This window comes from Methylophilus sp. Leaf414 (genome assembly GCF_001425425.1).
In the GTDB taxonomy this organism is placed as follows: Bacteria; Pseudomonadota; Gammaproteobacteria; order Burkholderiales; family Methylophilaceae; genus Methylophilus.
Genome location: NZ_LMQQ01000004.1, coordinates 57,369 through 72,386 on the forward strand (window position 1 = coordinate 57,369; position 15,018 = coordinate 72,386).

Consider the following 15,018-nt stretch of genomic DNA (forward strand, 5'->3'; position numbering starts at 1 on the left):
ATGTGGGATGAAGGCTTGCAAACAGCGATACTCGCTTCCGGTTTTGGAGAGCATTGGGGCTTGATGCAGCTCTGGCCACTCATTTTGCTGCCGCTGGCAGTGTTGCCCTGGGTATTACAGGGCAAACTGAGTTTCTCTCATCCGGCTTTGCAAGGGTTACCTGCCGACCCTTTGTCCGTCTGGCTGGAGCGTTCCTGGAAAGTGGCTGCCAGCCTGTTCATCCTGGCATTGAGCATGGCACTTACGGGTCCATATCTCAAATCACAAATGATAGAGAAAGTAGGCCGCGGTGCCCACGTCATGATTGTGCTGGACCGCAGTGCCAGCATGAATGAACCATTCGTGAAAAAAGGCGATGTGCAGGCGCGCCTGCCCAAAATGCAGGTCGCCCGCAATGTATTGAAAACGCTGGTTCAGCAGGGCCACGATGATTTGATGGGCATGGTGACATTCAGTACTTCACCGATTCTGGCCGCGCCTCTGGGCACGGACAGGGCGTTTGTGCAGGCGGCGCTGGATGCAACAGAAGCCGGTGGCATGGGGTTTACTGCCGTCGCGCGTGGCCTGGGAATGGCGCTGGATTACTTTGCCGATCAGCCGGTGACCGGTGCGCGCGCGATTGTACTGGTGTCGGATGGCGGCGCGCACCTGGATGGTAAAACGCAGGATATGTTACGGGCCATGGTCATGCGGCAACAAGCTTCCCTCTACTGGATCTACCTGCGTTCTGAAAACGGAGTCAGCCTCAAGCAAAGCCTGGGCGAAGATGAAAATATTGATGCCTATCCCGAATACGCTTTGCATGAATATTTCCAGACTTTAAATGTGCCGTATCACATGTATGAAGCCGAAAACCCGGAAGCGGTACTGGCGGCGGTGAATGATATTTCCAAGTTAAAAAATAAACCTACCCGATACCTGGAGCCGGTCTCGCGACAAGACTTAAGCCAGTATGCCTACGCCATGGCGTGGCTGGTAACAGCAGTATTGCTAGGGTTGACCGGACTGGAGTTAAAGCGGTGGCAAACATGAATATTCACTGGCAAAACGGTTTGCGACGCGGCTTGCCCTGGGCGGGATTACTGTTGCTGATTGCAGTCATCATGCTGTTCAGGCAACTGATTGAAATCTACCAGGCGCAGGTGTATCGCGATAGCTTGCAACCGCACGTGCTGGTAGAAAGAAACTTGATGGATACCAACCAGACGCCACAAGCATTATTTGCCAATGCCGTGTTTTATGATCATCAGCAAAAAACTGAACAGGCGCTTTCGCAGTATGCCGCGCTTGTCGCTAAAGTGGCTGAAAATGACCCGCTCCGGAAACAGGCGTATTTCAATTCGGGGAATATCTACATGCGAACGGCTGTGCGTTTGCTGGAAGAGCGTGGTTTGCCTGCGTGGGATGAAGCAGGGCCGTTGGTCGCGCTCGCCAAAGAAAGTTACCAGAAAGCCTTGCGTATAGATCCCGGTTGGTCAGAGGCGAAATATAACTATCACCTGGCATTAAGGCTGGCACCGACTACCCATGGCATGTCTGGCCCGCAGCAATATGAAGATGAGCAATTAAAAGCAGAGGATGAGCCCAGCGGCTGGCCCGCGATGCCCGGCAATCCGAGAGGTATGCCTTAAATGCAATTCCGGTTTAATGCCTGGGCCAGGCGGTTGAGGATGCTGGTTGGCGCAGATTCCCGGCTGAATGTTTGGCGCAAACTCTCCCTGATCACTGCATTTTGCCTGCTGACCATTGCTTTGTTCAAACCGCATGCTGAATTACCTAACCGTGTGTACGACTGGTATTTCGTTGTGGATATCACGCAAAGCATGAATGTGCCTGATTACCAGGTGGCTGGCAAAAGCATCAGCCGCTTGCAGATGGCCAAGCAAAGCATACGCAAAACCTTATCGGCATTGCCATGTGGTTCGCAGGTCGCCCTGGGTATGTTTACAGAACGCAATGTGGTGAATGTGGTGGAACCGGTGGAAGTCTGTGCGCATTTCGCAGCGCTGGATCAAACAGTTGCCAGCATGGACTGGCGCATGGCCTGGGCAGCAGATTCGTTTATCGCACATGGCTTGTATAACGCGCTGGAACAGGCGCCGCAGCTAGGCAAACAGGTGAGGGTAATGTTTTTTACCGATGGCCAGCAAGCGCCACCTGCTAATCCTAAATATATGCCGACCTATGCAGGCAAGCTGAGGGATGTGGAAGGCTACCTGGTGGGCATGGGTAAAACCACGCCCAGCAAAATTCCCAAACTGGATGAAAAGAATGCAGTCGCCGGTTACTGGGAGCAGGAAGAAGTACAGCGCTTTGGTAATTTCGGCATGGCCGAGACCTTGTCAGTCTTGGCGATGGAACACGGTCAGCATGACCGCAATTCGGGTCAAGGCCCCGGTGCGGAGTTACTTAGTAATGCCCACCTGTCCGCGTTGGATGAGCAGAACCTTAACCGCCTAGCAAATGCCACTGGCCTGCATTATGTCCGTTTAGAGCAGGCTGCGCAAAGCAGCCGCTGGGCCACCGGATTGGGCATGACGGCCTGGCGCTGGGCAGATACCGATCTCAGGCCGTGGCTGGCTGCGCCAGCGATTGTGTGCGGATTGCTGTACCTGTTACTGACGTTTGCCGGAAGCACATGGTTCAAGTGGATGGCGCGACGCTGGCCTGGCACCACGCAAGCAATGCGGACGCTAAAGATTTCAAGTAAACAACATGTTTAGTTTTTTCTACAAGGAGCAACAATGAAATGGTCTTTATTACTGATTGGATTAATGAGTGCAAATGTGTGGGCGCATGGCCCGACACCACAGAAAACTGATGAGTCCATTCAGGTGAATACATCGGCAGACGCCGTATGGAAACGTATCAGCGCCCCCTGCGGCCTGGCGCAATGGCACCCGCAAGTGACAGCCTGCGAAGCCGTGAATGATAGGCAGCAAAAAATAACACTTAAGAATGGCAAGCAGTTGCTGCAAGAGATTGATGAAGTGTCCGCAGGCGATATGACGGTGTCTTACCGCTTGTCTGGCGATATCGACCTGGAAGCACTGCCTGTCAGTTCACTCAATGGCAAAATAAAAGTAAGTGCAGAGGGTGCCAATGCCAAGGTGGTATGGACCGCACGTTATTACCGCGCCTTCACCGGGAATGAACCGCCGGCAGGGCAGGATGATGAATCTGCAAAAAATGCGGTGGATACCTTTGTCAAAGACGGCTTGCAAGGCCTGAAGGATGGTCGCAAGAATACGGCAGCTAATCAAACTGGCTGGCGCAATAAAATTTGTGTGACCATGCGCCCGTTGTTCAAAAGCCTGGGTATGTCAGTCTGCGCTTAAGTGATCGCTATGCACATGCACGCTCGCCTGTTGGCTTTATGTTTCATCGGCCTCTGTGGCAGCATGCCAGCACATGCTGCCGTCCCGGAAACGGAATTGGTCACGCTGGTTGAAACAGATGACTCCCTCTGCCTGGCGCATGGCGGCATGCTGGTGACATTACAATTGACTGAAGTTGCACAAGAAGGCGCGGTTGAGGTCTGGGTAGACCGCTGGTTCATGCAAGTGCAAACCGCAGACCACACCAAACATATGTTGACCGCGGCAGAGCCCGCACATGAACTTGGATGTTCGCACAGCGTTGCCGGGCCACAGCACTGGACTATCAGTACCATTAAACATCTGCCTGCGGGCAGCCTACCACCGCAAAAGGATGATAATGAGCGCCCAAACAAACATGGTCACCACGCCAGTGACGATAGAAAGCCAGGCACAGTTTAACCAGCGCGTGACCACGCATGATTTCCTGATAGTGCTGTTTACCGCAAAATGGTGTGATCCGTGCCAGCCCTTTGCATCCGTGTTTGCCGAAGTCGCCGCCCAGTATCCGCACGCCGTGTTTGCGACGGCGGATATTGACCTCGCAGCAGACCTGGCTGCCAATTTTCGCGTCACACAAGTGCCGGCCCTGATGGCGATCCGGGAGCGGGTAGTCATTGATATGGTCAACGGCGCCATGCATGCACACGAACTGAACCATCATGTGCAGATGTGGCAAACGCTGGATATGACCACGATCACGGCACATTTTAATCAGCGTTCGTCGCCAGAACACTGATGCTTTTTGACCTCTCCCGAACTGGCGGTGAAAAATTCCCGGCAGCACGCGGGAGCAAGGCTCAATCCTTCTCTGTTGAAAAAAACTACAGTGCACACATGCATCGTCACGCACACTCAGCATTTTGCAGTTCCTTAAAGCCTTACTCTGTTTAGCTGGCTTTAGCCTGCCACTTTGCGGGCTGGCGGCTAATTATGCCTACATTACCAATCAAGGTGAACATACGGTTTCGGTGATTGATATCGAGCAACAGCAAGTGATTAAAACGCTGGCTGTGGGCAAAGCTCCAGTTGGCGTCACCATAGATCAGCAACAGCACAAAGTGTATGTGAGTAATGTAGAAGGGCGCTCGCTCTCGGTGATTGATATGCTGAGCCAGCAGGTGATAAACACGATTCCTTTATCGATTTCGCCGGTAGGTATCACGCTCAATAAAACAGGTGACCGTTTATATGTGGCTGACTGGTATCACGCGAATGTGCTGGTGATTGCCGCAGATTCCGGCAAAACGCTGGCTGAAATTGAGGTGGGCAAAGCACCTGGTGGCTTGCAGTTGAGCAGCGATGGTGCAATGTTGTATGTCGCTAACCGGGATAGCAATGACGTCAGTGTCGTGGATACGCATACCAATAAACAAATGCATCGAATCAAGGTCGGCCAGCATCCGTTCGGCCTGGGTTTGAGCCAGGATGCTCAGCAATTATTGGTCGTCAATGTCTATTCCAACAGCATTTATGTGATTGATACGCGCAGCAACCAAGTAGTGAATACGCTGGCGACCGGTAATCACCCTTATTGTGTGACAACAGATCGTAGCGGACGCTTGTTTGTGACCAATACCGGGGAGGACAGCGTGAGTGTGTTTGACCTTGCCAGTCAAAAGCTCATCCGCAAAATTCGCGTACCGGGTACGCCTGAAGGCATTGCTTACGATGCCGAGCATGAACAGGTATTGGTCGCCAGCTGGATGGACAACGTGATAGCAGTGATTGATAGCCAAAGCCTGACACTCAAAAAAGAGATTAAAGTCGGCTCGCAACCGCGCGCATTCGGCCAGTTTACAGGTAGTTTACGTTAAAAACCGACTGAATTTAATCGCTTGAAAGACTGCATAACAAGTAGTTGTCGGGAAGTTTTCCCAGTGAAATCAGGAAGCATCCCGCTATTGATGAAAAACCTGAACGCATAACATGCACTATCAATTTAAATTCTTCAATTTAATTGATTTGCATAAAGTATATCTCCATGTACAGGCCGGTTGTTGCAGCAATCGGCCAATTTTTTTAAAAGGCACTCTATGCAAAAAATACTGCAACAATCTCTCATCGCGGCCACTTTCATCAGCCTCTCTTACTCCATTTTTGCGCAGCCGTTCGCCTATGTGCCTAATGAAAAAGATGGCACGGTGTCCGTCATTGACACCACTACCGATGAAGTCATCAAACAGTTTCCTTCTAAAGGCAGGCTGGGCAAAAAAGTCCAGGCAGCCGCGATTCACCCAACTAACCAAAAACTGTATGTCGTTGTGCGGGATAAAAACGCAGTCGCCGTGGTGGATATTGCAAAAGGTAAACAAACCGCCTTGATTAAAGTGGGTGACGAACCGGAAGGCATAGATATTTCACCGGATGGAAAATTGCTGGCCGCCTGCCTGGAAGAAGAAAATGCGGTGGCGCTGGTGGATTTAAACACCAACAAGGTCAAACACACCATCGCTACCCAAGGCAAGAATCCTGAACACTGTGTATTTTCACCCGACCAGCAATGGCTGCTGGCGAGCAATGAAGAGAGTAATAATGTCGATGTGATTAATTTAAAATCACTGAAATCCGAGCATTTGATTGCCGCGACCAAACATCCACGAGGGGTTGGTTTTAGCCCGGATGGCCAGTGGGCTTATGTCGCAAACGAAGCTGCCAGCCTGCTGGAAATCGTGTCGACCTCTGACTGGAAAGTGCAGAGCAATATCAAGGTAGGCCTGCGTTCTAACGGGGTCAAGGTCAATGCCGATGGCAGTCGTATCTATGTCAGCAATGGCGGTGACCATAACGTGAGTGTGATCGATAGCACTACACGGCAAGTGATTGCGACCATTGATGTCGGGCAAAGGCCGTGGAATATGGCACTGACGCCAGACGGCAAAAAACTGTATGTTGCCAATGGGCGTAGCAATAATGTGTCGGTGATCGATACTCAAACCAATACCAGATTAAAAGAAATCGCCGTAGGTAATTTACCGTGGGGCGTGGTGATTCATTAACCCCTGCACATTCCGGGCACTTGTGCCAACATCGTGTAAGCGCTTTTTGAGGGTGTGATGGGTAAACTGACCCATCCAGTACCAGCTGCTAGCCCAGCTGGTTAATCCTTAAGCGTACTTCAAGTTCATGCCCTACCATCCTATAATAGGGTGGTTTTCTGTTCATGCCTGCGTATGAATTGGGAAAAACTCCCGATAGATTTTGGGCAATAAACTTTACAATCCGCTGAGCATGATGAAATCCTTCAGTTTACAGTTCAAACTCAACCTGACTATTACCTTGTTATTGCTTGGGTTGCTGTTCACCTGGGCGATTTCCGTGATTAAAAATGCGCGGGAAGATGTCCTGGCAGAAGTCGAGTCAACGACCAACCTGGTGATTCATTTGCTGGACGCGCAAATTGCACATTACATGACCGATTTTGGCTGGCTTGACCGCAGTGAAAAAGGCGAAATCAATATTTTCAAGCTGGAAGAGTTAATGAATATCCGGCATTTGAAAGTGGATTTTCTTGACCCTACCGGTCATTTGCGTGAGTCTAACCGCACCACGCGGCTTGAGCATGATGGCGAAGACCCACCAGCCTGGTTTGTGAAGTTGCTGGATATCTCCAGTGTGCTGAATGAGCCCAAGCGCAAAAATATTATTTTGAATGGCCGCTTTATTGGTGAGCTGGTCATCACCCCGGATCCCAGTTTTGAGCTGCGGGAAATTTGGGAAGATACTTCCGGCCTGCTGGCGATCGTCGGATTTTTTGGTTTGAGTGTGCTGTTTTTTGTTTATCTGGCGGTGCGCACCACATTTAAGCCAGTGAAGCAGATTATTCATGGTTTAAACCAGATCGAACATGGTGAATATCAAAGCCGCTTGCCCAGTTTTGAGCAGATTGAATTACGCGAGATCAGCGACAAATTCAACAAGATGGCGAGTACGCTGGAGCAGAGTATCCGCAATAATCACCGGTTGACCCAGCAGATTATTCATTTGCAGGAAGAAGAACGTAAAAAGCTGGCGCGTGACCTGCATGATGAAATCGGCCAGTACCTGACCGCGGTCCACATTGATGCCAGCGCGATGGTGGCGGCCAAGAAACTGACGGTTGCGCGTGAAAGTGCCACCGCCATTGCGCAGATCACGCGGCAGATGATGTTCACCATCCAGGATTTGCTGGCCCGTTTGCGGCCACGCGTTCTGGATGAGCTGGGATTAAGCCTGGCACTGGCAGAGTTGATTCACCACTGGCATGACCGTAACCGCAACATCATGGTGGTGAATGATATTTCCAATCACCTGATGCAGCCGGATGAATCGGTAGCGGTGACGGTATACCGCATTGTGCAGGAGTGCCTGACCAATATCAGCAAACATGCTGCGGCCAGCCGTGTCACTATTGAAGTGACTGATACTGACCAAGGTCTTTATTTATTGGTAGAAGATGATGGCCGTGGGTTTGATACCGCTGTGCCTAGTCGCGGATATGGTTTGGCAGGGATGCAGGAAAGAGTGGAAGGATTAATGGGCACCATGAACATTACCAGCACGCCTGGCCAGGGTACGCGCATAGAAGTGCGTTTTCATAAAACAGATAAATTCCAGGATATAGCGTCATGACAGTGAGAGTTGTTTTAGTGGATGATCATACTGTGGTGCGCTCAGGCTTGCGGCGGCTGTTGGAAAGCCATAAGTCGATTGAGATTGTGGCCGAAGCGGATACCGGTGAAATGGCCTATCAAATCTATGGCGAGGTAGCGCCAGATGTGGTGTTGATGGATATTTCCATGCCCGGCATGGGAGGTCTGGAAGCCGCCAAACGTATTTTGCAACGTTACCCGCAAGCCAAAATTGTGATTTTCTCCATGCATGAAGCGGTTTCGTTTGCGGCACAGGCATTGAAAACAGGCGTGAAAGGCTATGTGACTAAAACCGGTGCTGCCAATGACTTATTGCAAGCAGTGCTGGATGTCTCCAAAGGTAAAACTTTCCTCAGCCAGGATGTCGCGCAAAAAGTTGCGCTGCAAACCTTGATAGGGGAAAGTAATCCCTTGCAACAACTGACTTCGCGCGAGTTTGAAGTATTCCGCCTGTTAGCCGAAGGCAAGCGGGTTGAAGATGTTGCAGATATGCTCAAAATCAGCCAAAAGACGGTCGCCAATTACTACACATTAATCAAGCAAAAGTTGTCGGTGAACAGCCCGGTGGAAATGGTCAGGCTGGCGATGAAGCATGGTCTGATTGATACAGAGTAACTTGCCAACTTTGCACAGACTTTAAATTCTCCGATCTCTCATCGCATTTATAGCCTAAAGCGAACGCGCCACTTCTTCAATCAGCGAACGTAGCCAGCGATGTGCCGGGTCATGCCGGTACCTGACATGCCAGGCAATATCAATCGGGAAAGTGCCAAGATCTACCGGCGTGGCTAAAATTTTCAAGCGCGAGTCATTCGCCAGGCGCCGGCAAATCTGGTTTGGCAACGTGGTGCAATAATCCGTGACTGAAATCACTTCCGGCACCGACAGGAAGTGCGTGACTGACACCGCAACTTCACGCTTCAACCCTTGTCTGTCCAATGCCTGAAACAAGCCCGCACGCATGCGCCCGGGTGGCATCACATTCACATGTTTTAAATGCTCATATTGTTCTTTGGTGATTGTATCGCCTACCGTCGGGTGGTCTGCCCTCACCACGCACGCCAGGCTATCCTCCATTAAGTGCTGCACGATTAAATTATCAGGCGGGTCAATGATCCGTCCCAACACCAGTGCCGTGGTACCAGAAATGACGCCCGTTTCGGCCAGGTCATTGCCGTAAGGGATAATGCGCAATTTGATTCCTGGCGCCTGTTCCCGTAGTTTTGCCACGATAGCGGGCACCAGGACATATTCGACATAACTGTTAGGCGCGACGGTGAATAGCAGGTTGGCACTGGCCGGGTCGAATGCCTGTTGCTCCAGAACCAGTTCATCCAATTGTCCAATCGCCAGCATGATGCCCGGTGCCAATCCTTCGGCTTTCTGGGTCGGTTGCATGCCATAGCGTTCCCGGATGAACAGCGGGTCCTGGAGGATATCCCGCAGGCGGCTTAATGCATTTGATAATGCGGGTTGCGTAATCCCCAGTCGATCAGCCGCGCGCGTGGCGCTGCGTTCTTCCATTAAAACGATGAATACACGTAAAAGATTCAGGTCGTAACGCATGTCAGTTATTATATTTATGAATAACTAAAATATACATAATAAATTTCATAAATGGAATGAAAGAGATCATTATTCTTTCATGTGATTGCTTAGGTAAAAAAGAAAGCCATTACAACTCAACTTAGCTGGCATTTGAATGCCTTATTATTTTTATCCATCAAGGAGCACTTAAATGAATATATTAATTGTACTGACCTCGCATGACACCCTTGGCGACACAGGCCGTAAAACCGGATTTTGGCTGGAAGAGCTGGCCGCACCCTATTATGTTTTCAAAGCGGCAGGTGCCAAGTTGACACTCGCTTCACCAAAAGGCGGGCAGCCGCCACTGGACCCGAAAAGCAATGAGCCGGATTTCCAGACCGACGACACCAGAAGATTTGAGCAAGATGCCGAGGCCAAAGCAGCGCTGGCTAACACCGTACCCTTACATTCCGTTTCACATCAGGCGTTTGATGCGGTGTTTTATCCCGGTGGACATGGCACATTATGGGACCTGGCTGAAGATACACATTCCATCAGCTTGATTGAGACTACCCTGAATGCCGGTAAACCGGTTGCACTGGTATGCCATGCGCCAGGCGTGTTGCGCCATACCAAAAAAACCGACGGTAGCCCGCTAGTTGCAGGCAAAAAAGTGACTGGCTTTACCAATTCTGAAGAAGAGGCGGTGGGCCTGACCAATGTCGTCCCTTTCCTCGTGGAAGATGAGTTAAAAAAACTGGGTGGTGATTACGCCAAAGGCGATGACTGGCAATCATATGTGTTGCAAGATGGCTTGCTGATCACCGGACAGAATCCGGCTTCATCTGCACAGGCGGCCACTACATTGATTCAATATTTGCAGGCTAAAAGTACATCATGAGCGCCTATGTAGTCATGATCCGCGAACAAACGCTGGATCAGGTCGAGATGGATACTTATGCCAGCCAGGCCCCTCTCGCCAGGGAGGGGCATCAGGTGACGCCGCTGGTCAGGTATGGCGCATTGAGTATCCTGGAAGGCCCTGCGTTTGAAGGATGCTTGATTCATCGCTTTCCCACAGTCGAGGCCGCTGAGGCCTGGTATCACAGCCCGCAATACCAGCAGATAGTCAAACACAGGCATAAAGGCGCGCAGTATCGGGTATTCATTGTCGAAGGGGTTGACGGCTAGGGTCTTACTTTGTGAGTATGTGGCCCTTGCTGCAATGAGCATTCAGACCCTGACTTGTATATAAAGAAAAAATAAATGAGCAATAGCAAAACCTATTTAATGGCCACCATGGCTGCAATTTTCTGGGGAGCAAATTTCAATCTGGCACGTCCGGTGCTGGCTGAAATGAGCCCTTATGTTGCGGGTGCCAGCCGCTATGTTCTGGCGGCCGCGGTCATGGTATTGATTGCGCAGATGAGAAAAGAAGCCACGCCTTTAAGGCACTGGCAGGCGTATTTTACATTGGGTGTGGTGGGCGTTTTTGGTTTTAACCTGTTTTTCTTTCTGGGTATGGAGACTTCCTCAGCGATCAACGGCGCCCTGATCATGGGGTTGAATCCCTTATTGACCGCTATCCTTGGCTATTTGATTCTTGGCGATAAGCCGAGCAATCGCCAACTGGTCGCATTCCCGGTGGGGATAGCAGGGGTTGCAATAGTGGTGCTGGGCGCAGGCGCACAATTGAAGATTTCTGTAGGGGATATCTATCTTTTAATCGCCACCCTGAACTGGGCGCTCTACAATGTATTGGTGAAAAAGATGATGCCAAAGAACGTGAGTGGCATCGCGAATACCGCAGGCATTATGACCGTTGGTGCAATTGCATTGAGCATTGCCGCCTGCCTGCATGGGGATAGTGTTTCCTTGCCTGGCATCCATGCCGGTGCGGCTCTCCTGATGATGTCTTTGGGCGGCGGGGTGTTGGCTTATCTATTCTGGAACGCGAGCATCTCTCATCTCGGACCATCCAAGGCGGCGATTTTTATGAACCTGGTACCAGTGACCACCATGATCATTGCCGCTTTTGAGCATATGCCACCTACGCCTGCCCAGTTGTTTGGGGCGTTTCTGATTATTAGTGCGGTGACTTTTAGCTCTGTTTCATTATCGAAACCGGGCTGACAAAGGCGGGTGAATGAAACCGGATTAACGGCCCGTAGCTAATTAATCTACTTCCAGTAAGTCGTCCCAGCTGGTGGTGTAACGCGGACTCATCATTTCCTGTTTCATTCGCCACGGTTGCTTGATATCCAGGCCCCTGTGTTTTTGCACTCCCTCGCTGGCAAGTTTGATAGTGGCACGGCCCATTTTTTGATTGATGGTATCTATGGTCTGCATCAGCCGCACAGACTTTTCATGGACGCTGGAAGTATCAAACATGTCCTGTTGCTGCGTATGCGTTGTCGCCAGTTCGCGCAATGAAACGCCAGCTTTCATATAATCAAACCCGGGCCGGTAAATCTGCCGTAGCGCCTTGAATGCAGCCTCCACCAAGCGTAAAGTGCTGTTGGTTGGCGTGTGCAGCGGTAGGTTGAACCCATTTTCATATTGCTGCTCGATGTCGCGGAATGGGCTGGTGCGGATATACACATACACACATCCGGCAAACATCTGTCGCTGGCGTAATTTCTCGCCTGCGCGCGTGGTGAGCAGGGTGACCGCTTCTTCCAGAGTTTGCAGGTCACGCACCGTCTGGCCAAAACTGCGCGTGCTGAGGATTTGCTGGTGTGGCCCGCGAATCTGATCCAGTTCCAGGCAAGTCGTGCCATTCAGTTCTCGCACGGTTTTTTCCAGCACCACACTAAATTTTTTGCGCATGGTGGCAGCCTCGCTACGTTTCAGGTCGTAAGCGGTGTAAATTTCAAGGTCATTCATTTTTTTAGATAATCCACGGCCTATTCCCCAAACCTTGCCTACCGGAATGTCGCGCAAATTGGCATCTATATCAGCTTCAGCCATCACATTAAAATTACACACACCATTTAAAGTGAACTGTTGTTTGGCGCAGTGATTAGCCATTTTTGCCAGGGTCTTGCTGCTGCCTATACCTACACATACCGGCAGGTCGGTTCCTTGCAGAACGGTTTGCCGCAGTTTTTGCGCATATTCAGTGAGGTCAACATGCGTGAATCCGCTTAAATCCAGAAACGATTCGTCAATCGAGTAGATTTCCTGGGACGGACTGAATTGCCGCAAAATTGACATTACGCGGTTGCTCATGTCAGCGTAAAGGGCATAGTTTGATGAAAGAACAAACACATTTTCCTGCTCGATAAATTTGCGGATCTTGAACCACGGTGCACCCATCGCAATGCCCAACGCTTTGGCCTCACTGCTGCGGGAAATGACACAACCGTCGTTATTACTCAAAATAACGACTGGCCGGTTGCGTAATTTGAGGTTGAATACGCGCTCACAACTCACGTAAAAGTTATTCACGTCCACGAGGGCGATGGCTCGCGTTGCGGGCTGTTCTGGGCTGGAAGTATTTATTTGCATGAGGGGTGTTTCATGAAATTCTTTAAAGGTTGTTCATGATCTGCAATAGCATATTTTTTAAACCCCGGGCCGATAATACATTCACACCAGCCAGACATGGGGTCGGGTCGGTGAATCAAATAAGGAGATCAACATGTGGACTAAACCAGCTGCTACTGAAATGCGTTTTGGCTTTGAAGTCACTATGTACGTAATGAACAAATAAGTTTGTTTATACGTTCAAGAAACCCGGTGATCTGTTTCGGATACCGGGTTTTTTATTAGCCATACGACTACCTGAAGCGCCGGAACGAGCCAATCACTACTCCCCAGATTTGAAACTGCATAGGCTCCTGAATAATAATCGGAGCATACTTCCCGGAGGCATTGGCCGGTAACAGTTTCGGGCTGCCATCTTTTTGCGCTGCCAAGGTTTTAATGGTAAATCCGCCATCCACCATCGCCAGTACAATATCGCCAACCACTGCTACCTTTCCTTTATCAATCACGGCTTTGTCGCCCGGCATCAAGCCCACTTCAATCATGGATTCGCCCTGGATGGTTACAAAAAAAGTGGTATCCGCCTGGTCAATCAGGTATTCATTTGGGTCCAGCCGTTTATCCACATGATCATCTGCCGGAGAGGGGAAGCCGGCCGGGACTTTGGATTGAAATAGCGGTAAGCTGAGAGCCTGCAAATCCTCCGCTGGCTGATCAAATACTTCTACTGCATCCAGGTTTGCTTTCAATTGGCGCAGGCGTTGCTTTGTAGCATAAGCTTCCATCAGGTTACTCACCACCGGTTTCTGGCTGGCAGGAATGCGGATAACAATGGTTTCTTCCAGGCGCGTGGTAGATCCGGGCTTGCGTCCGGCACCCGATCTTTTACCTCCTCTTGATTTTTGGCTTTCGTTGCCCATTGATTGATTGTAACAAATAATCAATATTCACTAAGCCATATTTTTGAGGTTTACTCAAACTTAATTCTTTTAATCTTAAATCTTGCTCATATCAGCATCCCACCATTTTCATGGCTATGCATGAATAGAGTTGAGGCTAACAGTTATACTGTGTCACTTTATTTTGCTGGTGATTTACATGGAGTGGATACAACTTTTTATTGAGCAATACGCGTTGCTTTGCCTGATCGGCGTAGTCGTTGGCATCTTGTCCGGTTTGCTCGGCATCGGTGGCGGGATTGTGCTGGTACCTATGTTGCACGCCATTCTTGTCGCAAAAGGATTTTCAGCGGATGCCGCTTTTCATATGGCGCTGGCAACCTCGATGGCGTGTATTGTGTTTACCTCGCTTTCCAGTATTACTGCCCATCATAAAAACCAGAATATCGTCTGGCCATATGTGTGGTCTATGGTGCCTATGGCTTTTATAGGCTCTTTGCTGGCAACTTTGGTGGCGATTCATCTGGATGCGTTTTACCTGACATTATTTTTTGCCGCATTTACTTTTTTCGCCGCCATTCAGCTATTTCTGGATCGCAAACCAACGCAGCACAAAGTGCCTGGTAAGGTTGAAATCAGCCTGGTGTCATTATTGATAGGCATCATCTCTGCTTTGGTGTCTATTGGTGGCGGCACGCTGACAGTACCTTATCTCGCCATGCGTAATGTGTCGGTAAAGCAAGCCATCGGCACTTCAGCCGTACTAGGTTTCCCCATCGCACTGGCAAGTACTGTCAGTTATTTGCAGGATGCCCTGCGTCAATCCGAACATGCGCCGGATACTTTCGGGTTACTTTACCTGCCCGCAATCATGCTGATTGCGCCATTCAGCGTGCTATTTGCCCCGGCGGGCGTGGCGTTGACCAAACGATTGCCGGTTAAGGTGCTAAAGAGGATTTTTGCTGTCTTCCTGATGGGGGTAAGTGTGAACTTGCTCTGGTCGCAGCTGGCATAAGTATATTTTCGACAGGCAACAAAAAACCCGCTGTTTAGCGGGTTTTTTGTTCAGCCTAAACTTGTAGTGATACAAGC

Annotated in this window: 18 protein-coding genes; 15 read left to right on the top strand and 3 right to left on the bottom strand. The window is 50.1% G+C overall.

From position 1 onward, the window contains the following. The 10 genes from ASG24_RS09330 to ASG24_RS09375 all read left to right on the top strand — a co-directional run bounded on the left by ASG24_RS09330 (position 1) and on the right by ASG24_RS09375 (position 8,623). Positions 1 to 1,032: a VWA domain-containing protein gene (locus tag ASG24_RS09330; protein ID WP_055870605.1), complete on the top strand. Its 1,032-nt coding sequence runs from the start codon at positions 1 to 3 to the stop codon at positions 1,030 to 1,032. Beyond that, entirely contained in the window at positions 1,029 to 1,631 is a 603-nt protein-coding gene (locus ASG24_RS09335; protein WP_055870609.1) for a hypothetical protein, read from the top strand. Before ASG24_RS09330 ends, ASG24_RS09335 begins: the two co-directional genes overlap by 4 nt. Beyond that, entirely contained in the window at positions 1,632 to 2,723 is a 1,092-nt protein-coding gene (locus ASG24_RS09340; RefSeq protein WP_055870612.1) for a vWA domain-containing protein, read from the top strand. Positions 2,724 to 2,744: 21 nt separating this feature from the next. Then, positions 2,745 to 3,338, top strand: coding sequence for an SRPBCC family protein (locus ASG24_RS09345; RefSeq protein WP_055870615.1), 594 nt, complete (start codon positions 2,745 to 2,747; stop codon positions 3,336 to 3,338). Positions 3,339 to 3,347: 9 nt separating this feature from the next. After that, on the top strand, positions 3,348 to 3,779 hold the full coding sequence (locus tag ASG24_RS09350) for a hypothetical protein (RefSeq protein ID WP_055870618.1): 432 nt from the start codon (positions 3,348 to 3,350) through the stop codon (positions 3,777 to 3,779). Continuing rightward, positions 3,718 to 4,116, top strand: coding sequence for a thioredoxin family protein (locus ASG24_RS09355; protein WP_235562378.1), 399 nt, complete (start codon positions 3,718 to 3,720; stop codon positions 4,114 to 4,116). The genes ASG24_RS09350 and ASG24_RS09355 overlap by 62 nt, the downstream gene beginning before the upstream one ends. 124 nt (positions 4,117 to 4,240) lie before the next feature. After that, the gene (locus ASG24_RS09360) at positions 4,241 to 5,194 is read left to right on the top strand and encodes a YncE family protein (protein WP_235562379.1); all 954 of its coding nucleotides are present in this window, start codon (positions 4,241 to 4,243) and stop codon (positions 5,192 to 5,194) included. Between the two features lie 219 nt (positions 5,195 to 5,413). Further along, on the top strand, positions 5,414 to 6,376 hold the full coding sequence (locus ASG24_RS09365) for a beta-propeller fold lactonase family protein (protein WP_055870627.1): 963 nt from the start codon (positions 5,414 to 5,416) through the stop codon (positions 6,374 to 6,376). 232 nt (positions 6,377 to 6,608) lie between these two features. Beyond that, the gene (locus tag ASG24_RS09370) at positions 6,609 to 7,988 is read left to right on the top strand and encodes an ATP-binding protein (RefSeq protein WP_055870630.1); all 1,380 of its coding nucleotides are present in this window, start codon (positions 6,609 to 6,611) and stop codon (positions 7,986 to 7,988) included. Continuing rightward, positions 7,985 to 8,623, top strand: a complete 639-nt coding sequence (locus ASG24_RS09375; RefSeq protein ID WP_055829898.1) for a response regulator transcription factor — start codon at positions 7,985 to 7,987, stop codon at positions 8,621 to 8,623. The genes ASG24_RS09370 and ASG24_RS09375 overlap by 4 nt, the downstream gene beginning before the upstream one ends. A gap of 54 nt (positions 8,624 to 8,677) precedes the next feature. On the opposite strand, the gene ASG24_RS09380 is transcribed toward ASG24_RS09375, so the two are convergent. Next, positions 8,678 to 9,574, bottom strand: a complete 897-nt coding sequence (locus ASG24_RS09380) for a LysR substrate-binding domain-containing protein (protein WP_055870633.1) — start codon at positions 9,572 to 9,574, stop codon at positions 8,678 to 8,680. Between the two features lie 172 nt (positions 9,575 to 9,746). Here ASG24_RS09380 and ASG24_RS09385 point away from each other — a divergent pair, with 172 nt between their 5' ends. From ASG24_RS09385 to ASG24_RS09395, 3 genes are all read left to right on the top strand, one after another. Then, a complete protein-coding gene (locus ASG24_RS09385; protein WP_055870637.1) occupies positions 9,747 to 10,439 on the top strand; it encodes a type 1 glutamine amidotransferase domain-containing protein in 693 nt (230 codons plus the stop codon). Next, entirely contained in the window at positions 10,436 to 10,729 is a 294-nt protein-coding gene (locus tag ASG24_RS09390; RefSeq protein WP_055870640.1) for a DUF1330 domain-containing protein, read from the top strand. The genes ASG24_RS09385 and ASG24_RS09390 overlap by 4 nt, the downstream gene beginning before the upstream one ends. 75 nt (positions 10,730 to 10,804) lie before the next feature. Beyond that, entirely contained in the window at positions 10,805 to 11,671 is an 867-nt protein-coding gene (locus ASG24_RS09395; protein ID WP_055870644.1) for a DMT family transporter, read from the top strand. A 42-nt stretch (positions 11,672 to 11,713) separates the two neighbouring features. Here ASG24_RS09395 and ASG24_RS09400 read toward each other — a convergent pair whose 3' ends face one another. Beyond that, positions 11,714 to 13,048: a Y-family DNA polymerase gene (locus ASG24_RS09400; RefSeq protein WP_055829888.1), complete on the bottom strand. Its 1,335-nt coding sequence runs from the start codon at positions 13,046 to 13,048 to the stop codon at positions 11,714 to 11,716. 133 nt (positions 13,049 to 13,181) lie between these two features. Between ASG24_RS09400 and pqqA the strand changes: the two genes are divergently transcribed. Further along, positions 13,182 to 13,253, top strand: coding sequence for a pyrroloquinoline quinone precursor peptide PqqA (pqqA, locus tag ASG24_RS14440; protein ID WP_081624291.1), 72 nt, complete (start codon positions 13,182 to 13,184; stop codon positions 13,251 to 13,253). Between the two features lie 67 nt (positions 13,254 to 13,320). On the opposite strand, the gene ASG24_RS09405 is transcribed toward pqqA, so the two are convergent. Then, complete coding sequence (locus ASG24_RS09405) at positions 13,321 to 13,947, bottom strand: LexA family transcriptional regulator (protein WP_055870648.1); 627 nt, start codon at positions 13,945 to 13,947, stop codon at positions 13,321 to 13,323. A gap of 178 nt (positions 13,948 to 14,125) precedes the next feature. Here ASG24_RS09405 and ASG24_RS09410 point away from each other — a divergent pair, with 178 nt between their 5' ends. Then, entirely contained in the window at positions 14,126 to 14,941 is an 816-nt protein-coding gene (locus ASG24_RS09410) for a sulfite exporter TauE/SafE family protein (RefSeq protein ID WP_055872015.1), read from the top strand. Positions 14,942 to 15,018 lie beyond the last annotated feature (77 nt).